The organism is Pseudomonas sp. S5F11 (assembly GCF_019641515.1).
GTDB lineage: Bacteria > Pseudomonadota > Gammaproteobacteria > Pseudomonadales > Pseudomonadaceae > Aquipseudomonas > Aquipseudomonas rhodesiae.
The window spans coordinates 4,366,519-4,388,533 of record NZ_JAIFJZ010000001.1 but is presented as its reverse complement, the minus strand read 5'-3'; the positions used below and the strand labels follow the sequence as shown (position 1 = coordinate 4,388,533).

19 protein-coding genes are annotated in these 22,015 nt (G+C 58.3%); 11 read left to right on the top strand and 8 right to left on the bottom strand.

Features of this window, described 5'->3' with window-relative positions:
* Positions 1-18: 18 nt before the first annotated feature.
* Complete coding sequence (locus K1567_RS19835) at positions 19-735, bottom strand: LrgB family protein (RefSeq protein WP_034100922.1); 717 nt, start codon at positions 733-735, stop codon at positions 19-21.
* Positions 732-1,094 (bottom strand): CidA/LrgA family protein, encoded by a 363-nt coding sequence (locus K1567_RS19830; RefSeq protein ID WP_034100923.1) that lies wholly within the window; start codon positions 1,092-1,094, stop codon positions 732-734. The genes K1567_RS19835 and K1567_RS19830 overlap by 4 nt, the downstream gene beginning before the upstream one ends.
* Positions 1,095-1,296: 202 nt before the next feature.
* On the opposite strand from K1567_RS19830, the gene K1567_RS19825 reads away from it, so the two are divergent.
* The 3 genes from K1567_RS19825 (at position 1,297) to K1567_RS19815 (ending at position 4,247) form a co-directional block, all read left to right on the top strand.
* A complete protein-coding gene (locus K1567_RS19825; RefSeq protein ID WP_034100924.1) occupies positions 1,297-1,752 on the top strand; it encodes a MaoC family dehydratase in 456 nt (151 codons plus the stop codon).
* Positions 1,753-1,857: 105 nt separating this feature from the next.
* Complete coding sequence (locus tag K1567_RS19820) at positions 1,858-3,576, top strand: C13 family peptidase (protein ID WP_034100925.1); 1,719 nt, start codon at positions 1,858-1,860, stop codon at positions 3,574-3,576.
* A 29-nt stretch (positions 3,577-3,605) separates the two neighbouring features.
* On the top strand, positions 3,606-4,247 hold the full coding sequence (locus K1567_RS19815; protein ID WP_034100926.1) for an oxidoreductase: 642 nt from the start codon (positions 3,606-3,608) through the stop codon (positions 4,245-4,247).
* Between the two features lie 63 nt (positions 4,248-4,310).
* Here K1567_RS19815 and K1567_RS19810 read toward each other — a convergent pair whose 3' ends face one another.
* From K1567_RS19810 to K1567_RS19785, 6 genes are all read right to left on the bottom strand, one after another.
* Entirely contained in the window at positions 4,311-4,595 is a 285-nt protein-coding gene (locus K1567_RS19810) for a YceK/YidQ family lipoprotein (RefSeq protein WP_034100927.1), read from the bottom strand.
* Positions 4,588-5,217 (bottom strand): flavin prenyltransferase UbiX, encoded by a 630-nt coding sequence (gene ubiX, locus K1567_RS19805; RefSeq protein ID WP_034100928.1) that lies wholly within the window; start codon positions 5,215-5,217, stop codon positions 4,588-4,590. The genes K1567_RS19810 and ubiX overlap by 8 nt, the downstream gene beginning before the upstream one ends.
* A complete protein-coding gene (gene mpl, locus K1567_RS19800) occupies positions 5,214-6,563 on the bottom strand; it encodes a UDP-N-acetylmuramate:L-alanyl-gamma-D-glutamyl-meso-diaminopimelate ligase (protein WP_034100929.1) in 1,350 nt (449 codons plus the stop codon). The genes ubiX and mpl overlap by 4 nt, the downstream gene beginning before the upstream one ends.
* A gap of 288 nt (positions 6,564-6,851) precedes the next feature.
* A complete protein-coding gene (locus tag K1567_RS19795) occupies positions 6,852-7,829 on the bottom strand; it encodes a hypothetical protein (protein WP_144419328.1) in 978 nt (325 codons plus the stop codon).
* A gap of 181 nt (positions 7,830-8,010) precedes the next feature.
* Positions 8,011-11,235, bottom strand: a complete 3,225-nt coding sequence (locus K1567_RS19790) for a hypothetical protein (protein ID WP_169903385.1) — start codon at positions 11,233-11,235, stop codon at positions 8,011-8,013.
* Between the two features lie 155 nt (positions 11,236-11,390).
* Positions 11,391-13,283, bottom strand: a complete 1,893-nt coding sequence (locus K1567_RS19785; protein WP_034115220.1) for a sigma-54-dependent Fis family transcriptional regulator — start codon at positions 13,281-13,283, stop codon at positions 11,391-11,393.
* Between the two features lie 272 nt (positions 13,284-13,555).
* On the opposite strand from K1567_RS19785, the gene K1567_RS19780 reads away from it, so the two are divergent.
* The 8 genes from K1567_RS19780 to ppa all read left to right on the top strand — a co-directional run bounded on the left by K1567_RS19780 (position 13,556) and on the right by ppa (position 21,996).
* Positions 13,556-15,076, top strand: coding sequence for an aldehyde dehydrogenase family protein (locus tag K1567_RS19780; RefSeq protein WP_034115221.1), 1,521 nt, complete (start codon positions 13,556-13,558; stop codon positions 15,074-15,076).
* A gap of 146 nt (positions 15,077-15,222) precedes the next feature.
* The gene (eat, locus tag K1567_RS19775) at positions 15,223-16,656 is read left to right on the top strand and encodes an ethanolamine permease (protein ID WP_034100934.1); all 1,434 of its coding nucleotides are present in this window, start codon (positions 15,223-15,225) and stop codon (positions 16,654-16,656) included.
* Positions 16,657-16,718: 62 nt separating this feature from the next.
* A complete protein-coding gene (locus K1567_RS19770) occupies positions 16,719-18,113 on the top strand; it encodes an ethanolamine ammonia-lyase subunit EutB (RefSeq protein ID WP_034100935.1) in 1,395 nt (464 codons plus the stop codon).
* Entirely contained in the window at positions 18,110-18,946 is an 837-nt protein-coding gene (gene eutC, locus K1567_RS19765; RefSeq protein WP_034100936.1) for an ethanolamine ammonia-lyase subunit EutC, read from the top strand. Before K1567_RS19770 ends, eutC begins: the two co-directional genes overlap by 4 nt.
* 89 nt (positions 18,947-19,035) lie before the next feature.
* Entirely contained in the window at positions 19,036-19,494 is a 459-nt protein-coding gene (locus tag K1567_RS19760) for an N-acetyltransferase (RefSeq protein ID WP_034100937.1), read from the top strand.
* A gap of 386 nt (positions 19,495-19,880) precedes the next feature.
* Complete coding sequence (locus K1567_RS19755) at positions 19,881-20,537, top strand: DedA family protein (RefSeq protein WP_034100938.1); 657 nt, start codon at positions 19,881-19,883, stop codon at positions 20,535-20,537.
* 6 nt (positions 20,538-20,543) lie between these two features.
* A complete protein-coding gene (locus K1567_RS19750; protein WP_034115223.1) occupies positions 20,544-21,359 on the top strand; it encodes a zinc-dependent peptidase in 816 nt (271 codons plus the stop codon).
* A 109-nt stretch (positions 21,360-21,468) separates the two neighbouring features.
* On the top strand, positions 21,469-21,996 hold the full coding sequence (gene ppa, locus K1567_RS19745; protein WP_003176323.1) for an inorganic diphosphatase: 528 nt from the start codon (positions 21,469-21,471) through the stop codon (positions 21,994-21,996).
* The last annotated feature ends 19 nt before the right edge of the window (positions 21,997-22,015 follow it).

The window sequence follows — 22,015 nt, the reverse complement described above, 5'->3', positions numbered from 1 at the left end:
GCGTTCCTTAAACCCGGTTTAAACAATGACCGACACGGCCAGCGGCAGGAACACCGCCGTAGCCACGCCCATCAAACTCATGGCAAGCGCCGCGAAGGCGCCACACTCTTCGCTTTCCTGCAAGGCCACCGAAGTACCGACGGCATGGGCAGTCATGCCCAGGGCCATGCCACGCGCCTCGGCACTGTGAACGCCCAGACGCGATAACAACGCCGGGCCGACCATCGCGCCGACCACGCCGGTGATCAACACAAATACCGCCGCCAGCGCCGCCACGCCGCCGATCTGCTCGGCCACCAGCATGGCGATCGGCGACGTCACCGACTTGGGTGCCATGGTCATCAGCACCATGTGTTCGGCGCCAAACCACCACCCCAGCAGCACGCAAAGACCGGTGGCGAAGACCCCACCTATCACCAGCGTAGTAAAAATCGGCCAGAACAATTGGCGAATCCGCCGCAAATTCAGGTACAGCGGCACCGCCAAGGCCACCGTCGCCGGGCCCAAGAGGATGCCCATGATCTCGGTGCTCTTGCGGTACTCGGCGTAGCTCAGGCCACAGCTGAGCAACACACCGATCACCAGCAGCATCGACACCAACACCGGTTGCAGGAAGATCCAGCGGGTTTTCTCGAAGCCCGCCAGCACCAGTTGATAGGCGCCCAGGGTGATACCGATCCCGAACAAGGGATGATGAATCACTGCCGTCCAGGCTCCGTGCCAGTCGAAGATCATTGGCCCTCCTCCTCACTGGCATGCCGCTTGGCCAAACGCTCCATCATCACGCCGATCACGGCCATGGCAATTACCAGCGACAACACGAGGGCGCCGACAATAGCCCAGAAATCCGCAGCAATAGCCTTGGCATACACCATCACCCCGACTGCCGGCGGCACCAGCAGCAACGGCAGGTAGCGCAACAGGCTGCTGGCGGCCAGGCTCAAGGGCTCACCCACCTCGCCGCGCCACACCAGAAAGCCAAGCATCAGCAGCAGGCCAATGATGGGCCCCGGCAGAACCGGCAACAGCAAATGATTGAGCGCCGTGCCGATGAGTTGAAACAGCACCAGCCACGTCAGGCCACGTAACAGCATCCGTCCTCTCCCCTTTAAAACCCGTCCGCATTATAAGCACGCTGGCGCTATGCCTAGGCATTCGCCATAAGCATGGTGGGTTGACCGAGCTGATGGGCCATGATGATCTACAGTGGTTCTCTGTCACCCATAAAAGCCCCGCCGCCACTGGATAAATACATGGCTGTGCCGGGATAAAACCGATGAACCAAGGAGAGACGCAATGCCCTATGTACCCGTAGCGCAGCTCAACGATTATGTCGGCAAGGAACTGGGACGTTCCGAATGGCTCACCATCGACCAGGCCCGTATCAACCTGTTCGCGGAGGCCACCGGCGATCATCAGTTCATCCACGTCGACCCGGTCAAGGCCGCGCAGACGCCGTTCGGCAGCACCATCGCCCATGGGTTTCTGTCGCTGTCACTGATGCCGAAGTTGATGGAAGACATCCTGATCGTGCCTGAGGGCCTGAAAATGGCGATCAATTATGGCCTCGACAGCGTGCGCTTCATCCAGCCGGTGAAAGTCAATTCCAAGGTACGCCTGAACGTCACGCTCACTGACGTCACCGAGAAAAAGCCCGGCCAATGGCTGTTCAAGGCCACCGCCACCCTGGAGATCGAAGGCCAGGAAAAACCCGCTTACATTGCCGAGTCCCTATCGCTCTGCTTCGTATAAGGGTTTGCCTGTGGTGAGGCACGCACACTCACCACAGGGTATGTAAATTTATGTATGAAACTCGCAGCTGCGGCATACTCGGCGCTCAATTATCCGGATCCCGCTATGCGCCCACTCGCCCCCCTTGCCCTTGTCCTGTTGCTCACCGCTTGCGGAGATGGCGAATCGCTGTTGCCGCCGGATGCGCGCCTGCCCGATGGCGGCCGTTACCGGGGCGATGTGGTCAATGGTTTGCTGCAAGGCCAGGGCCGCGTGGATTACCCCAACGGCAGTTGGTACGCCGGCACGTTCGACAAGGGCCAGTGGCACGGTCAGGGTGAATGGCATGGCAGTAACGGCGAGGTCTATAAAGGGCAGTTCAAGCAGGGCCTGTTCGACGGCCAAGGCAGCCTGACCACCGCTGGCAGCCAGTATGTGGGCGGGTTCAAGAACGGTCGTCGCCATGGCGAAGGCACCCTCAAAGAAGGGCAGATGACCTACCGTGGCGAGTTCAAGGACGACCAATATTCAGGCCTCGGTCGCCTGGAACTGGCCGACGGCAGCCAGTATCAAGGCCAGTTCGCCCACGGTAAACCCAATGGCGAAGGCCAGCGCAACGACGACAGCGGCAACCAGTTCAGCGGCCACTTCGTCGATGGCCAACTGGAAGGCAACGGCACCTTCAACAGCGCCGATGGCGACATCTACATCGGCCAATTCAAACAGAACCAGCTCAACGGCAAGGGCCGTTACGAAAACGCCGATGGTGACGTATGGATCGGCCAGTTCAAGGAAGGCGCGCTGACCGGTAAGGGCGAGTTGATCGGCGCGGATGGCAGCCACTATGTCGGCGAGTTCGCCGACTGGCGCTTTAGTGGACAAGGCCGCTTGAACCTCACCGACGGCAGTTTCTATATCGGTGGCTTCGACAGCGATAACTACCAGGGCCGTGGCACCCTCGTACTCACCGACGGCACCGTACAGGCCGGCACCTGGGTCAATGGCATGCGCGTACGCGACGCGGAGGGCAAGTTATTACCCGACCCGTTGGAAATCGGCGTTCTGGCCCAAGGCCATCTGCTAGATGCCGCTCTCGCGGCCGTACCGGCCTCCACCCCCGCCGTCGAGCTGTACACCCTGGTGTTGGCCGGTGACGGCAAACAGAGCGTGTTCCTGCGCGAAGCCGATTACGTCAGCAATCTGCTGGCGGTCCGCTTTGGCGCACGCGGGCAGATTCGCCTGGTCAATCACCGCGACCACATCGCGGACCGCCCGCTGGCCACCCGCGAGAGCCTGCGCCGCTCCGTGCAAACCCTGGCTGATCGCACTGGGCCGGAAGACCTGGTGTTCATCTACCTGACCAGCCACGGCACCCATGAACATGAACTGGTACTGGACCAACCGCGCATGGAGCTGGCCGACCTGCCCGCCGACGAACTGGCGGCCGTAATGGCGCCGCTGAAAAACCGCGACAAAATTATTGTGATTTCCGCCTGTTACTCCGGCGGTTTCATCCCTGTGCTGAAAGACGACCGCACCCTGATCATGACGGCGTCGCGCGCCGACCGCGTGTCCTTCGGTTGTTCCGAAGAAGCCGACTTTACCTACTTCGGCGACGCCCTCTTCGCCCAGGCGCTCAACCAGACCGACGATTTGCAACAGGCCTTCAAGCTGGCCCAAGGGCATGTGAGCGAACGTGAGCAGGCGGACAACTTCGAAGCGTCCGAGCCGCAGATATGGGCCCCCAAAGGCGTGATCACCCATTGGCAACTATTACGTAAACAGCAGGCACGAAAGGCGCTCGAAAGCGTCTCAATGAATAGCAAGGAAGCCAAAGGCAACTAAGCTGAACCGTGTAACAAGGGGGAAACACCATGTACCTGACACCTCAGCATATTTTGCTTGCCGGAGCCTCCGGCCTAACGGGCGAACACCTGCTCGACCGCCTGCTCAACGAACCCACCGTCACCCGTGTACTTGCGCCCAGCCGCAAACCGTTGGCCGAACATCCGCGCCTGGAAAACCCAGTGGGCGACCCGGCGGTGTTCCTGCCCCGGCTCAGCGGCCAGGTAGACATTGCTTTCTGCTGCCTGGGCACCACCATCAAGCAAGCAGGCTCCGAAGAAGCGTTCCGCGCGGTGGACCTGGACATGGTGGTGGCTTTCGCCAAGCGAGCCCGGGAAATGGGCGCGCGACACCTGATCGTGATCAGCGCGATTGGCGCCGATCCGAAGTCTTCGATCTTCTACAACCGCGTGAAAGGGGAAATGGAAGAAGCGCTCAAAGCTCAGGACTGGCCACAACTGACCATCGTGCGCCCATCGTTGCTGCTGGGCGAACGCCTCAAACCGCGCCTGGCCGAACAACTGGCCGGCCCGCTGTCGCGTCTGATTCCGGGTAAATACCACGGCATCGAAGTGTGCGAACTGGCCCGCGCCATGTGGCGCTTGGCACTGGAAGAGCAAGACGGGGTGCGGGTGGTGGAGTCGGACGAACTGCGCAAGCTCGGTAAATAACCCCAAATATGGGAGGGGGGGTTGCCCCCGATGGCGGAGGGGCAACTGACCTGTAAACCCAGGTTAAAGCCCGCCCGTGGCGTTGAACCCCACCCCCAGCACCGTCAACACCGACAGTGGCAACAGCAAGGTGTCGAGCAACGCACTGGCCGGCAGGTCGACGCCGGGATAGCTCGGCGCCTCGGCCCCAAACCGGTCCTTGGCGCAGCAGCCGCCATTCATCGCATATAAATCCAAACGCGTGCCGGCATACACCACCGGCGCGTTCGGCTTGGCTGCGTCCAACGTGCGCGCCGTGGCGCAGCCGGTCAGGTGCAACGCCAGCAGCACCAGCAGCGCCTTATTCATCGCTGCTCAAATGGTGCTCGCCCCACCGCGGCAGCATGTCTTGGGGGATATTCAACAGATTGAGAATGCGCGCCACTACAAAATCCACCAGATCATCGATGGTTTGCGGCTGGTGATAGAAGCCTGGCGACGCCGGCAAAATCGTCACGCCCATATTCGATAGCTTGAGCATGTGCTCCAGGTGAATGCTCGAATACGGCGCCTCGCGCGGCACCAGGATCAGTTGGCGCCGCTCCTTCAAGGTCACGTCCGCCGCGCGCTCGATCAAATTGTTGCAGGCGCCGGTGGCAATCGCCGACAAGGTGCCGGTAGAACACGGCACCACCACCATCGCCGCCGGGGCTCCGGAGCCCGAGGCCACCGGCGACATCCAGTCTTCCTTGCCGTAGACCTTGATCTGCCCCGCCGCCGCACCGGTGTACTCGGTGAGAAAGGCTTGCATCGATTGCACCTTGGCGGGCAGCGCCACATCGGTCTCGGTGGCCAGCACCAATTGCGCGGCTTTGGAAATCAAGAAGTGCACCTCCCGGTCCTCGCGCACCAGGCAATCGAGCAAGCGCAAGCCATAGGGGGCGCCGGATGCGCCGGTCATCGCCAGGGTGACGCGTTCCGGCCCGCTCATTTCAGGGCCTCGGCCAGTTTGCCATGCAGGCCGCCGAAACCGCCGTTGCTCATGACCACCACATGGGTGCCCGGCGTGGCTTTTTGTTTGACGAACGCAATGATGCCTTCGATGGAGTCGCACACTTGCGAAGGCACTGTGCACTGCGCGGCAATGGCCGGCAGGTCCCAGCCGAGGTTGGCCGGGGCGTACCACACGGCCTGGTCGGCATCATTGACGCTTTCCGGCAAGCCGTCGCGGTGGGCGCCGAGCTTCATGGAATTGGAGCGCGGTTCGACAATGGCGATGATCGGCGCATCACCGACCTGTTTGCGCAGGCCGTCGAGGGTGGTGGCGATGGCCGTCGGGTGGTGGGCAAAGTCATCGTAGATGGTAATGCCATTCACGTCGGCGACTTTTTCCATCCGGCGCTTCACGCTTTTAAATGCGCTCAACGCCACAATGCCCATGGCCGGAACCACGCCCACATGCCGCGCCGCCGCCAGGGTCACCAATGCGTTGGCCACGTTGTGCTGACCGGTCATGTCCCAATCGACAACACCTTGGGCCTCGCCTTCGAACAGCACCTCAAATCGCGAGCCGTCGTCACTGAGCAACTTGACCTGCCACTGGCCGCCAACACCGGTGGTTTGCACCGGGGTCCAGCAGCCCATGTCGATCACTCGCTGCAGGGCCGGTTCGGTGGTCGGGTGGATCACCAGGCCCTCGCTCGGAATTGTGCGCACCAAATGGTGGAACTGCCGTTCGATCGCCGCCAGATCAGGGAAGATATCCGCGTGATCGAATTCCAAATTGTTCAATATCGCTGTGCGCGGGCGGTAGTGCACGAACTTGGAACGCTTGTCGAAGAAAGCGCTGTCGTATTCATCCGCCTCGATCACGAAAAACGGGGTCTCGCCCAGACGCGCCGATACCGAGAAGTTCTGCGGCACGCCGCCGATCAGGAAGCCCGGGCTCATGCCCGCATGCTCCAACACCCAGGCCAGCATGCTGCTGGTGGTGGTCTTGCCGTGGGTGCCCGCAACAGCCAATACCCAGCGACCTTGCAACACATGATCCGCCAGCCACTGCGGGCCGGACACATAAGGTAAGCCTTTATTGAGCACGTACTCGACCGCCGGGTTGCCACGGGACATGGCGTTGCCGATCACGACCAGGTCCGGGACCGGATCGAATTGCGCCGGGTCGTAGCCTTGGGTCAACTCAATGCCCTGAGCTTCCAGTTGCGTGCTCATGGGTGGGTAAACATTGGCATCGGAGCCGGTGACATGATGGCCCAGCTCTTTGGCCAGAACCGCCATCGAGCCCATGAACGTGCCGCAAATACCGAGAATATGAATGTGCATAGTTGACCTCGTAAAACATCGAGGCAGGTTAGCGCAGGGGGCGGGAAATCGCACCTTTTATACAGCAGACGCCCAGCGCAGTAGCGGGGGCCTGCACCTAGCGTGTGCGCCTCGGCGAATACAGGTAACTGCTGAAAAAACACACCCTAGGTGAGGACAGTTATAGTGCCCCTACTTAGGGTGTGCTATTGCTGAACAACAGTGAAAGCAGTTGCCCCGTTTAACCGAGCAACTGCTTATGAACAGTTCCTTCGGAACAGCCCACTACACGATGCGTATCGCCAGCATTCACTGTTGCTTGGACTTTATAACGTCCAACAGCCCTTTAAGGTATGCGATTCTCGTCTGCATACCAATGGCCCGACCCTTGATATCATCTGCTTGTGCGCCTAGTTTCGGAGGCTGAGATTCAGGGCCATCCTTTCCTGCTAATTTAGCAAACTCCACCTCAAGGAAATTAAGCATCTCATCAAGGTAGTCCATACGTTCATCATTTGTCTTGGACAACCACTCTACACTGGGTTCAATGCCCTTTTGTGAACCAAGAGCAGCATACGTATTCATTAACATAAACACGTTCCTCTGAGCATTTTCGACCAATTGCGACTCCATAACATGCTGCTCTGTGGCCGGAGTCGCCGGTGGATTAATTTTGGGTTTTAGATACTCGTAAGCGACGTTGGAGGCAAGTGTCGCGGGAGCCGCGAAGAGCGCGGTGATCGGCGCATTAATCAATGCGGTCTTGACCATATTGCGTATCTGAAGTGGTAGCGCTCGGCCTTCTTTCCCCGCCTTCAATACCGTCTCGACGCTTTCTTCAAGGCCGCTCTGCGAAAATGGTTCAGGCGTCTTTCCGTCTATGTGACCTGAGGTCGGCTGTGCAAATAACTGATCCCGCTTTTTTGCGTCTTGTTCAGCTTGCCACTTCTTCTGCTGTGCGTCTCTATATTCAACCTGTTCTGGAGTAAGAGTGGTCTCTGTAGTGGGAGCAGACCCAGGTTCTTTCTGACCAAGGACCTGTCCTTCCCCTTCAAATTTACCCACTTGTTTATCAATGTAGGTTTGATCGTAATCGGTCTTGCCACCGTCTCCCGACTTTGGTGTTGAAACGTCTCCTGGCTTAGGCCCATCCACTTTCCCTCCCCCAGGCACATCCACTTTAGGTGGTTTAGGTGGTTTAGGTGGTTTGGGGGGGAGAATTATTGAACCAATATCCCCAATAATTCCAAAAACGACAGGCCGCGCAACCGAATTTAAAAACATCATAATATTCTACCTAATGATTGATTTACATTAGGAAGTCGTCCCTTACTCCCAATCACTAAGTAACCCAAAGAGCTAAAACAGTTCCGCACTACTTCAAGTAAAACTACACAACCATCCCGCCACCCACCAGCCGAAATATTTAATATTCACACGATAACCTCCCCCACTTATCCCATTGCAATCATTGCTGGCTAGGCATCGTTTGGCTCAGAACACCAAACTGCACTAACTGGGGACCAAACGGTGTATTCTTGACGGTACTGTATGCATACCACGCCCCCTTGCGAAATATAGCGATCACCGGCATACGCACTCCATCAGACTCCACCTGATGGAAACCCTTGACGACATCACCTTCTTTATAAACTCTTGTCACATCATAAGTTCTATAATTCCCTTTTAATCGAGGCAGTATCTCGTCTGCATGCTTGTACAGTTTCTTCGCATCCTTACCAAGTGCCCCAAGCCCTCGGTAAACGTTTTTCGGGAGATCTATCGCATCGGTAACGCCTACGGAAGCGCCAACCCCAGCCAATATAGAACGCTTGAGTATCTTGCCTAACGACTTACCGGCCTTCGCCGCTTTTTTCGCGGCGCCGAGCCCGGGAATAAGAAATCCTAAAATATCGAACACGATATTAGTAACCGCCCCTACAACCTGACCTTTGATCGCCTCATCAATTCCGTCATAAAAAGGAATAAGCGAAAGAAGAAAATCATTGACAGCTTTGTTACCCTTAATATTTTTTTCAATTATTGTTTCTCCGTAAGCCGCCCCTTTTAACTCACCGAAATTTTTCGTGAAAAAGTTCCCCACCACTGACGCCAGCGCGCCATTTCGTCGAGAAAAATAAGGAACTTTTTCTTCCTCGCTAACACCGGTTAAATCCTGCTTATGATTGGTCTCACCAAATTTCTTGAAAACGTCATACGTGCCTGATACACGCGCCTTGGTACCCGAAGGAAAATATTTACTATCATCAAAATCTACTCGTTCTTGCGGTACACCCTGTTCCTTAATGAACTCTCCTGAAGTGGGATAATAACTGTAATATTCGACCTTGCCATCCGCCCCCTCAACTTTCATAAGGACACCATGCCCCCCTTCTAACGCCATGAGTTCACGCGGGGTTGGTTCTCGCAGCACTTCAGCGGGGTGCAGGCTCAGGCCAGTATTACTCTTTAACTCTGTCTCCAAGAATGGACGAGACAGTCCCATGAACGTTACATCTGATTTTTTTATACGCTCTTGCACAGCAAAAGGAAGCAAAGAAAGATGATATTTGAATAAAACAGCCCTCGCTGCGGTTTGACTTTTTGTGTACTCGCCAAACCTGTCAGAAAACTTTTTATCAATATCGGTTGCCAGCTCAGAAAAGCGCGACTTTATTGATTTCCAAGGGAGTTCCTTTTCATCTTTCGACACCCAGAAATCCAACCAATCTGGAAGACTGGACTTCGTCATGTAGACATCTAGGGGAGAGACGACATAGTTCTTGTCATTGATACTGCGCAAGCTTGCCTTAGTCGGATCGACATCCGGGAACACCCGCTTGAACTCCGCCAGCGCCACATCCCGTCGAGTCGGAGCCGGCTTCATTAGTTCAGCACCTGCCCACTTCAATTCCTTTTTCTGCTTTTCCAGTACCTCTTGTGATTTTTCAACCTCCTCGATCGTGTACTGCCCGTTGGGGTTGCTTTTAATCACCTGATTAACAATGCCCCACGCAGTAACTGCATCCTTTGATGCTGCTGCTAACTCGAAGTCACCGTCGAGAATTCCAAGCTGCGCCTCCGCGTACCTTATGACCTGACTGAACGTCATGTTCGCCGATGCGCCAGGCGCTTCCTGCTCTACCAATGCAACCGCTGTAGAGAAGGTCGTCCATGTATGAGAGCTATTAGCAAGATCAGGAGGAATGTCTTTCACCAGAAATTCAGGAGCAACGGCTGAGAGTAATAGCCGCGCAGCAAGCGGTGCTGCTGCAACTCCCACCTTGGTTTCAAGGTAAGCGGTAAAACGTTTAACGATTTCAGCAGCGCTAACCCCTGCATTGTCGAGTTGATAGAGGTTATAGCCTGCCAAGTTGAAACGGGACCTTCCAGAATTAGGATCAAGCTCTTGCACGAGCGCCGCAGTTAACGCCTCGATTGCAGCGGTCGGCGATTCGGCTAATCTGAGTTTCTCTTGTATGGCTTTACCCAATGCCTGCGCCTCGGGCGACCGAATGAGCTGGTCCAGTGCCGATGATGGATTGTGCGCAATATCCTTCTTTGCAGCCGGAGACAGCCCGGTGATCAGACTATGCAACAAACTACCTGCCCCGGCCCCTGCTTGAGGTTCTAGTGCTTGGTTTGCATGCTTGAGCTTCCAATCACCCACCACCGCTTTCATCTTGCGTACTAAGGTTTTGTTCAGTTGCCCGACAATATGCCTCACTCCCCCGGCGTCAGTTCCAGGCGACCGATGGACAAGGTCAAAGGACAGTGCATCAGCCAACGCATGCGCTTGCGTACTGTCGCCGGGAAGTTTATGCCCCTGCTTTTCAAGTAATTGCGCAAGACTCATTTCCTGACGCTGTTCGGTGAGATACAAACTTGACCGTCGGTCAATCGGTACCCTGGCGTTATTCAGATCGATCTTCCCGTCGGCATCGCCTTTCAGCGATCTCAGCGCCTCAAGAAGCGCATGACGGTTAGCGTCATTACCCAGCGCCTCATTCTGCTGCGCTAAAGCCTCTATAGAGCGCTGCGATGCATGCTGCAAAGGTGCAAACTCAAACGTGGCCCCTGCTTTCAATTTCTCCCGGTGCGCGGCGGCTTGCGAAGGAGAGAGGTCGATAGGTTCTCCATAAAATCGCCCCACTGTGTATGACGGCACCTTACCTTCCGGCCATGGATAATTGAACGCCTGTCCGGGCATTGGAGCGATCACCCTTGCAATCGACAACAGCACTCGAGAAATATCTGCCCAACCCGAATCGTCTTTAAGGGAGAACGTCTTCATCTTGCCATTGACTATCCCCGTCAACTCCCCGAGGTACGGATCCAGCTTGACACTTTTGAGATCAAGCCCCTGCTCTTTCGCCCACGCTAAAAATCCAGGGCTTTTAAATGCACTGTCCAATAAGGTGCGCCAACGTCCAAGTGTCGACTCTGGGGCAACTTGAATATCAGACTGCGCTATCGAGGTTTGATAGGAGCGCGTCGCTAATGCGATCGCATAGGGTTTGCCCAACTGAGCGTCAGCCTTTGCACGCGCTTCAGGAGTGTCAGGCACTTGCGCGAAAGTTCTGTTGCCAACAACTGCACCAGTGCTGCCCGGCTCGGTGGTAATAGAAGGATATTGCCCAGCCACGTCACTCGCAAAGTTTGACGTTGGCCTGGTACTTTCTAAAGTTTTCATTTTCCACACCAAAGGACGATTTCAGATTAATAGCTGCTCGTACCCTGAGTGGCGAAACCCCATATAAATAATACAAATAAAATTCGAAAAACCTTATCAAAACGCTTCAAGCCTGAATATTGCCTTCACCTTACGCACCCCGTTAATCATGCAGGTCACATTTGCAAACAACGTTCGATTCCGTACTTTCGCAACTTCCGATAAAGCGTATTGCGGCTTATTCCCAAACTTTCTGCCGTGTGGGACATATGCCAACGGTGCTGCTCCAAGGCGTTGAGCAACACCCCACGCTCTGCATTGTCCAGCGCGCGCTCCTGACGCGGCCCGACAGCCGCGCCCGCTCTCGCCTGACGAATGAAATGCGGCAAATCTTCGAACCTGATTTGCCCGTTCTCGCACAAGGCCACCAACGTGCGAAGGACGTTGCGCAATTGCCGAACGTTGCCAGGCCAGGCGTAGTCGAGCAAAGCGTGATGCGCCTTTTCCTCAAGCGCCACAACCTGTCCTGGCGCTTCATTCGCAAGCAAAAACGCCAGCAATTGCGCTTTGTCGCTACGTTCACGTAAGGGTGGCAGGGTAATTTCAACGCCGTTGAGACGATAGTAAAGATCTTCGCGGAAGCTATCGTTGGCCACACGTTCTGACAGGTTGCGATGGGTGGCGCTGATGATTCTGACGTTCACTGCCTGCGGGGCACCGCCGATGGGTACCACCACGCGATCGTCCAGCACCCTTAAAAGACGGGTTTGCAACGCAAGAGGCATGTCTCCAATCTCATCGAGAAACAGCGTGCCGCCGTCGGCCTGTAGTAATTTGCCGCGCATGCCTTCTCTCAACGCGCCGGTAAAGCTGCCGCCGCGATAACCGAACAGCTCACTTTCGATCAGGTTTTCGGGGATGGCAGCGCAGTTGAGAGCGACAAAAGCCTTATCGGCACGCGCGCTGGCCTGGTGCACTGCTTTGGCGAAAGCTTCTTTACCGCAACCCGTTTCGCCATTAATCAATAACGGCACGTCGCGTTCAAAGATGCGCAGTGCTCTACGGAAATCAGTTTGAAGGGCCGGGTCGACCAGGCATACACCTGAATGCGGCGCCACAACTTTTGCTGGTGGCGTCGGCAAGCTGCGGGCCTGGCCGCGCAATGCAGCGTATAACTGCCGACCATCGCAGCTACGCAATGGCCAGCTGGCTGTGGCGTTGGCACTGGCGCGACCGAGCAACTGGTCCAAAGCGCAATCGAACACTGCCTCCACCGAACGGCCCAGCAAGCCGCCACGCACCTGCCCCAACAGGTTCAGCGCACTTTGATTGACCGCACAGATGCGCCCCTCGCCATCGAACGCCAGCAACCCTTCGCTGAACAGCCCCACCGACTCGGCCTGCAGGTGAAAGCGCAACAGCCAGTGCTGTTCAAAGTGACGCAGGAAGTAACAGCTTTCGATCATCTTGGCCGACAGGTTCACCAGCGCCATGGTGTGGAACTGGCTCTGGCGCGACACCGCCTCACGAGCCGATGACACATCCAACACGGCAAGCAGCTCGCCATGGGGGTCGAATACCGGGCTAGCCGAACAGGTCAGCCCGGTGTGCCGGCCGCGAAAATGCTCATCGCGATGAATCGTCAAGGGTTGACGTTCAACCAGGCAGGTGCCGATGCCATTGGTGCCTTCGCTGGCCTCACTCCAATCGGCACCGAGCCACAACCCGGCGCGCTCGAAAACCCTACGCTCGGAGGGCGCGGTGACACAGTTGAGGATCACTCCGCGCGCATCGGTCAGCAGCACCGCGTGGCCGGCACCTGAGAGTTGTTGATGCAGGCTGTTCATCTCGCTGCCGGCGATTTGCAGTACTTGCTGCAGACGCTCACGGCTTTCGAGCAGGCGGCCGTGTTCGAGCACGGTGGGAGCGATGGTTTGCGCAGGGTCGAGGTGGTAATCCTCCAGGCACCGCAGCCAGGAACGCGCGATGGACGGATCGCTCGATGGGTCGCGGCCACGCGCCACTGTCAGGACTTGCTGGGCATGGCGACTGAAATGATCGTTGTGCATGTTCTTATTATTCTCCCGGCGTGAGAGCGTCCAGCATCCTCCAGGCCTGTGATGGATGCAATCCCGAGTGGGCCCACTGGCCATACGCTGTACCGCTTATGGCACAAACTGTCACACCCGCTGTATCGCGCGTGTCACAGCAACCCTTTGCAACAAAGCCCAACCCCTTGATTTATCTGGCCCACAACGCAGTGGCCCAACCTTTGCTCTACGCTTTACCAAGCGCTTGAGCGCTGCACTCCAATAAACATAAAAGCCAGGAGATACCCACCATGCGTTACGCACACCCCGGTACTGAAGGCGCGATCGTTTCGTTCAAGGCCAAGTACGGCAACTACATCGGTGGCGAGTTCGTTGCGCCGGTCGATGGCAACTATTTCACCAACACCTCGCCGGTCAACGGCAAGCCTATCGCCGAATTCCCCCGCTCCACTGCCAAAGACATCGATAAAGCGCTGGACGCCGCCCATGCCGCCGCCGACGCCTGGGGCAAAACCTCAGCCCAGGACCGCTCGCTGGTGCTGCTGAAAATCGCCGATCGCATCGAGCAGAACCTCGAACTGCTGGCCATCACCGAGACCTGGGACAACGGCAAAGCCGTGCGTGAAACCCTCAACGCCGACATCCCCCTCGCTGCCGACCACTTCCGTTACTTCGCCGGCTGCATCCGCGCCCAGGAAGGCACCAGCGCCGAGATCAATGAGCACACCGCGTCCTATCACTTCCATGAGCCGCTGGGCGTGGTCGGTCAGATCATTCCGTGGAACTTCCCACTGCTGATGGCCGCCTGGAAACTCGCCCCGGCCCTGGCCGCCGGCAACTGCATCGTGCTCAAGCCGGCCGAGCAGACGCCGCTGGGCATCAACGTGTTGATGGAAGTGATCGGCGACCTGCTACCACCGGGCGTGCTGAACGTGGTGCACGGGTTCGGCAAAGAAGCCGGCGAAGCCCTGGCCACCAGCAAGCGCATCGCCAAGATCGCCTTTACCGGTTCCACCCCGGTGGGCTCGCACATCATGCACGCGGCGGCCACCAACATCATCCCGTCCACCGTCGAACTGGGCGGCAAGTCGCCGAACATCTTCTTCGCCGACATCATGAAAGCCGAACCGTCGTTCATCGAAAAGGCCGCCGAAGGCTTGGTGCTGGCATTCTTCAACCAAGGCGAAGTCTGCACCTGCCCATCCCGCGCGCTGGTGGAAGAGTCGATCTACGACGATTTCATGAAAGTGGTGATGAAGAAGATCGAGCAGATCAAACGCGGCGACCCGCTGGACACCGACACCATGGTCGGCGCCCAGGCGTCCGAGCAGCAGTTCGACAAGATCCTCTCGTACCTGGACATCGCCAAAGGCGAAGGTGCGCAACTGCTGGCTGGCGGCCAGGTCGAGAAACTCAGCGGCGACATGGCCGGTGGTTACTACATCCAGCCGACCCTGCTTAAGGGCACCAACGAAATGCGCGTGTTCCAGGAAGAAATCTTCGGCCCGGTGGTGAGCATCACCACGTTCAAGGACGAAGCCGAAGCCCTGGCAATTGCCAACGACACCGAGTTCGGCCTGGGTGCCGGCGTGTGGACCCGCGATATCAACCGCGCCTACCGCATGGGCCGGGCGATCAAAGCAGGCCGCGTATGGACCAACTGCTACCACCTGTACCCGGCGCACGCCGCGTTCGGCGGTTACAAGAAGTCCGGCGTGGGCCGTGAGACTCACAAGATGATGTTGGATCACTACCAGCAGACCAAGAACTTGCTGGTGAGTTACGACATTAATCCATTGGGCTTCTTCTAACTCACAACACCCTCCCATCTTTGAAATGCCATCAACACTGGGAGGGGGCCTGCCCCCTCCCATATTTAGATATTTATAAGTACTTGCGAATACATCCGGCCCACAGAGGCCGAGTTAAAAACAATAACAATGAAAGGTACTTTTCCATGCCTAGCGAACCCACTGGATCTTCTGTCGACTTCGAAAAAGTCGACACCGACTACTTCCAACAACGCGAACTGAAAAAAGGCGCCGCCGGCTGGGTACTGCTGGTGGGCCTCGGCGTTGCCTACGTGATCTCCGGCGATTATGCCGGCTGGAACTTCGGCCTGGCCCAAGGCGGCTGGGGCGGCATGTTCCTCGCAACTTTACTGATGGCCACCATGTACTTGTGCATGTGTTTTTCCTTGGCCGAACTGTCCTCGATGATCCCCACCGCCGGCGGTGGCTACGGCTTTGCCCGCAGCGCTTTCGGGCCCTGGGGCGGGTTTCTCACCGGAACGGCCATCCTGATCGAATACGCAATCGCCCCGGCCGCTATCGCGGTATTTATCGGCGCCTATTGCGAGTCGCTGTTCGGCATTGGCGGCTGGATGATTTATCTGGCGTTCTACATCCTGTTTATCGGCATCCATATTTTCGGCGTCGGCGAAGCGCTGAAGCTGATGTTCGTGATCACCGCCATTGCGGCGATTGCCCTGGGCGTGTTCCTTGTGGCTATGGTGCCGCACTTCAACATGGCCAACTTGCTGGATGTGCCGGTGACCGAAGCCAAGGGCGCCAGCACCTTCCTGCCCTTCGGCTACGTCGGGGTATGGGCGGCAATCCCTTATGCGATCTGGTTTTTCCTCGCCGTGGAAGGCGTACCGCTGGCCGCTGAAGAAACCAAGAACCCCAAGCGCGACCTGCCCCGTGGCCTGATCGGCGCCATTGTGGTGCTCACCAGTTTTGCCCTGCTGATCCTGGTGATCGCACCGGGCGGCGCCGGCACCTATGCGCTGGTCAAATCGGGTAACCCGTTGGTGGAAGCACTGGCGTTGTCCTACGGCGGCTCGACCTGGATGGGCAGCTTCGTCAATCTGGTCGGCCTTGCCGGTCTGATCGCGAGCTTTTTCTCGATCATCTACGCCTATTCGCGGCAGATTTTCGCGCTTTCCCGCGCCGGCTACCTGCCGCGCAAGCTGTCGCAAACCAACAAAAGCAAGGCGCCGGTACTGGCGCTGGTGATCCCCGGCATTATCGGGTTCGGCCTATCCCTCACTGGCCAGGGCGATCTGCTGATCTTGGTGGCGGTGTTCGGTGCGACGATTTCCTATGTGTTGATGATGGCTGCGCACATCACCCTGCGCGTCCGTCGCCCCAAAATGGAACGTCCTTACCGCACGCCCGGCGGCATCTTCACGTCCGGCGTCGCGCTGGTACTGGCCTGTGTGGCCGTGGTGGCGGGCTTTCTGGTGGATCCGCGGGTGGTGATTGGCGCGGCGATCATCTATGGAGTATTAATTGCTTACTTTGCTTTCTACAGCCGGCATCACTTGGTAGCAGGCACGCCCGAAGAAGAATTCGCCGCGATCCAGGCCGCAGAGGCCGCCTTGCACTAAGCCGTAAACCTCGACGCGGGCGCTGTTCATTCATTTGGCCCGCGTCGTCAAGGAGACACTGTATGGCAAGCTTTTCCCACGCGGTCGGTGCACAAACCTACCGCTTTGATAGCCTCAAAGACGTAATGGCCAAGGCCAGCCCCGCCCGTTCCGGGGACTTCCTGGCCGGCGTGGCCGCGCAGAACGACGGCGAGCGGGTGGCGGCGCAAATGGCGCTGGCGAATATCCCGTTGAAACACTTCCTTGAAGAAGCGCTGATTCCCTACGAAAGCGATGAAGTGACCCGTCTGATCATCGACACCCACGACAAACAGGCATTTAGCGCAGTCAGCCACCTGACCGTCGGCGGCCTGCGCGACTGGCTACTGAGCGACGCCGCCGACGAACAATCCCTACGCGCCCTGGCGCCCGGGCTGACGCCGGAAATGGCCGCCGCCGTGTCGAAGATCATGCGCGTGCAGGACCTGGTGCTGGTGGCGCAGAAGATCCGCGTCGTCACCCAGTTTCGCGGCACCATGGGCCTGCGCGGGCGCTTGTCGACGCGCCTGCAACCCAACCACCCCACGGACGAACCGGCGGGCATCGCCGCCAGCATTCTCGACGGCCTGCTCTACGGCAACGGCGACGCCATGATCGGCATCAACCCGGCCACCGACAGCATCGCCTCCATCTGCGCAATGCTGGAGATGCTCGACGCGATCATCCAACGCTACGAGATCCCCACCCAGGCCTGCGTGCTGACCCACGTCACCACCTCTATCGAAGCCATCAACCGTGGCGTGCCCCTGGACCTGGTGTTTCAGTCGATTGCCGGCACCGAGGCGGCCAACGCCAGTTTCGGCATCAGCCTGAGCGTGCTGCAGGAAGGCTACGAGGCGGGCTTGAGCCTCAAGCGCGGCACTCTGGGACAAAACCTGATGTATTTCGAAACCGGCCAGGGCAGCGCCCTGTCGGCCAACGCGCACTTTGGCGTCGACCAGCAAACCTGCGAAACCCGCGCTTACGCGGTGGCGCGGCATTTCAAGCCGTTTCTGGTCAACACCGTGGTCGGCTTTATCGGCCCGGAATACCTGTACAACGGCAAGCAAATCATCCGCGCCGGCCTTGAGGATCATTTCTGCGGCAAGCTATTGGGCGTGCCGATGGGCTGCGACATCTGCTACACCAACCACGCCGAAGCCGACCAGGACGACATGGATACCCTGCTGACGCTGCTGGGCGTGGCCGGGATCAACTTCATCATGGGCATCCCCGGCTCCGACGACATCATGCTCAACTACCAGACCACCTCCTTCCATGACGCGCTATACGCCCGGCAGACCTTGGGGTTAAAACCGGCACCGGAATTTGAACAGTGGCTGGCGAAAATGGGCATTTTCACGCAGGCCGACGGTAAGGTGCGCTTCGGCAGCAGCCTGCCTCCGGCTTTTCGCCAAGCCTTGGCGCAACTGGGATGAAGGAGCCTACCGTGCAACCCGACCTGCCCGACAACCCCTGGCTGGAACTGCGCCGCCTCACCCCGGCGCGCATTGCTCTGGGCCGCACCGGCACCAGCATTCCCACCAGTGCGCAACTGGATTTCCAGTTCGCCCACGCCCAGGCGCGCGACGCGGTGCACCTGCCGTTCGACCATGCGGGCCTGAGCCAGCAACTGGCCGAACGCGGGCGTGACAGCCTGTTGCTGCACAGCGCCGCCACCGACCGCCACAGCTACCTGCAACGCCCGGACCTGGGCCGCCGCTTGAGTGATGAATCGGCCCAGGCCCTGCGCGCGCATGCCCAGGCCAATCCGGGAGGCGTGGACCTGGCAGTGGTGGTGGCCGATGGCTTATCGGCATTGGCGGTGCATAAACACACGTTGCCGTTTCTGACGCGCCTGGAGGAACAAACCCACGCCGAGGGCTGGTCGTTATCGCCGGTGATACTGGTGGAACAGGGCCGTGTGGCCGTGGCCGACGAGATCGGGCAATTGCTCGGCGCCAAAATGGTGGTGATCCTGATCGGCGAACGACCGGGGCTCAGCTCACCGGACAGCCTGGGCCTGTATTTCACCTACAACCCCAAGGTCGGCCTCACCGATGCCTACCGCAACTGCATCTCCAACGTGCGTTTGGAAGGGCTGAGTTACGGCATGGCCGCGCATCGCCTGCTTTACTTGATGCGAGAGGCGTGTCGACGGCAGCTGTCGGGGGTCAATCTCAAGGACGAGGCGCAGGTTCAGACGATCGAGTCGGACGATCCGGACCTGATGAAAGGGAATTTTCTGCTCAGCTCACCGGATGACCAATAGCCGCACGATTGCGCTTTTTGGCGCCATTAGGCAGCATCCGGTCACGGCCGCTTGTGTGGTCATACCCCATTTGGAAGTTGAGGCCTGGCATGCGGATTACTCAAGCGACCCTGGAACACTTGGACCTGTTGACCCCCTTGTTCGTCAAATACCGCGAGTTCTATGGGGCGCTGCCCTACCCGGACTCGTCCCGGGCCTTCCTGGAAAAACGCCTGCGGCGCAAGGAGTCGGTGATCTACCTGGCTCTGGCCGATGACGACAACAACAAGCTGCTTGGGTTTTGCCAGCTGTACCCGAGCTTTTCGTCGCTGTCGCTCAAGCGGGTGTGGATCCTCAATGATATTTATGTGGCCGAAGACGCACGTCGCCAATTGGTGGCGGACAACCTGATGCGCATGGCCAAGAAAATGGCCAAGGAGACCCACGCGGTGCGGCTGCGGGTGTCCACCAGCAGTGATAACCAGGTGGCGCAAAAAACCTACGAGTCGATGGGTTTTCGCGAGGACACCGAATTCAAGAACTACACGTTGCCGATCAGCGAAGACTGATGCCCGGATAGACACACCGTTATCGAGGGCAAGCCCTCTCCCACATTGATCTTATTGTCATGGCGGTTTTGCGACCGGTTCTGCGGGTGTAAATGCAGGGAAACGCTCCGAGCCAGGTGCCTTGACACTACTCCAATGTGGGAGGGGGCTTACCCCCGATGATGGTCTGACTGCTCCACCACTTTCGCGAGCACGCTGGATTGGCGGCGATCTGCAGACCGGGTTCAACGACATCCCCCGCTACAAAAGCCACACGCTTTTCACCTCCCGATCCGTATAATGCGCACCTTTCAGGGTTGTAAGAATCGCGGCATACACTTGTAGCCTTACTTACCCGAGCTTCCGCACAGGCCTGCTGAGTCGGGCCGTTCACACAGGTGCCATCCATGGATTTCAACCCGCTCGACCTTATCCTGCATCTCGATGTTTACCTCGATCTGCTGGTCACCAATTACGGTCCGTGGATCTACGCCATTCTGTTTCTGGTGATCTTTTGCGAGACCGGCCTGGTGGTCATGCCCTTCCTGCCGGGTGATTCGCTGCTGTTTATTGCCGGTGCGGTGGCAGCCGGCGGCGGTATGGACCCGGTGTTGTTGGCCGGCCTGTTGATGCTGGCGGCGATCCTTGGCGACAGCACCAACTATGTGATCGGGCGAACCGCCGGCGAGCGTTTGTTCAGCAACCCGAATTCGAAGATCTTCCGCCGCGACTACTTGCAAAAAACCCACGATTTCTATGACAAGCACGGCGGCAAAACCGTGACTCTGGCGCGCTTCCTGCCGATCCTGCGTACCTTTGCGCCGTTCGTCGCCGGCATCGCCAAAATGCCGTACGCCCGCTTTTTCGGCTTCAGCGTGCTGGGTACCGTGCTGTGGGTCGGCGGCCTGGTGACTCTGGGGTACTTCTTCGGCAACGTGCCGTTTATCAAGAAAAACCTGTCGCTGCTGGTGGTGTTCATCATTCTGCTGTCCTTGGTGCCGATGATCATCGGCGTGTTTCGCAGCCGCTTTGGCCGCACCAGCTCCGAAGCCAAACAGCAGTAACCGGCGATGTGGTCCCTCAGCGCCTGGCGTCGTCGGCGCCTGCTGGCCAAGCACCCGATTGCCGACGAAACGTGGCAGCGGGTGCGCCATCACCTGACCTTCCTCGACGGCATCAGCGCCGAGCAGGACCAGTGGCTGCGTGAAGCCTGCGTGGTGTTCCTCGCCGAAAAACACCTCACCGCCCTGCCCGGCGTCGACTTGCATCAGGAACAACGCCTGCTGCTCGCCGCCCAGGCGCAACTGCCGCTGATGAACCTTGGCGACCTCGATTGGTATCAAGGCTTCCACGAAATCGTGCTGTACCCCGACGACTTCCTCAGCCCGCAGCGCCATCGCGACGCCAGCGGCGTCGAGCACGAGTGGGATGGCGAGCACAGCGGCGAAGCCTGGCAACAAGGCCCGGTGATCCTCGCCTGGCCCGGCGTGCTAGCCAGCGGCCAATGGGAAGGCTACAACCTGGTGATCCACGAACTGGCGCACAAGCTCGACATGCTCAACGGCGACGCCAACGGCCTGCCGCCGCTGCACAGCGACATGCGCGTGCAGGAGTGGGCCAGCGTGATGCAAAGCGCGTTTGATGACCTCAATCGCCAGTTGGACGCCCACCCCGATGCCGAAACGCAGATAGACCCGTACGCGGCGGAAAACCCGGCGGAGTTCTTTGCCGTTACCAGCGAATATTTCTTCAGCGCCCCGGATTTGCTGGTCGACAGTTATCCCCAGGTATACGCCCAACTCAGCCGCTTCTATCGCCAGGATCCCCTGGCACGCCTCACCCAACTGCAAGCCGCTGACCCGCGCTATCAGCCACAAGGCGAATGACCGTACGACGTCTGGCGCATGGCATCGGCGTCAGAATGTGCCTATAATCGCGGCCACTTTTAGGCCAATCCGGCCAAGTTTCTTGGCCAACTAACGGGGGCAACGCCCAATGAGCTACAGCAAGATTCCGGCTGGCAAAGACCTGCCGAACGACATCTACGTCGCCATCGAGATTCCGGCCAACCACGCGCCGATCAAATACGAAATCGACAAAGACAGCGACTGCCTGTTCGTTGACCGTTTCATGGCCACCCCGATGTTCTACCCGGCCAACTACGGTTTTATCCCCAACACCCTGGCTGACGACGGTGACCCCCTCGACGTACTGGTCGTAACCCCTTACCCGGTTACCCCTGGCTCGGTTATCCGCGCACGCCCAGTCGGCATCCTGAACATGACCGACGACGGCGGCGGCGATGCCAAAGTCATCGCAGTGCCTCACGACAAACTGTCCCAGCTGTACGTGGACGTGAAGGAATACACCGATCTGCCGCCACTGCTGCTGGAACAGATCAAACACTTCTTCGAGAACTACAAAGACCTCGAAAAAGGCAAATGGGTGAAGATCGACGGTTGGGGCAACGCAGACGCCGCCCGTGCCGAGATCATGAAGTCGGTGGCTGCCTACAAAGGCTGATACCGAATCCTCATTGTCT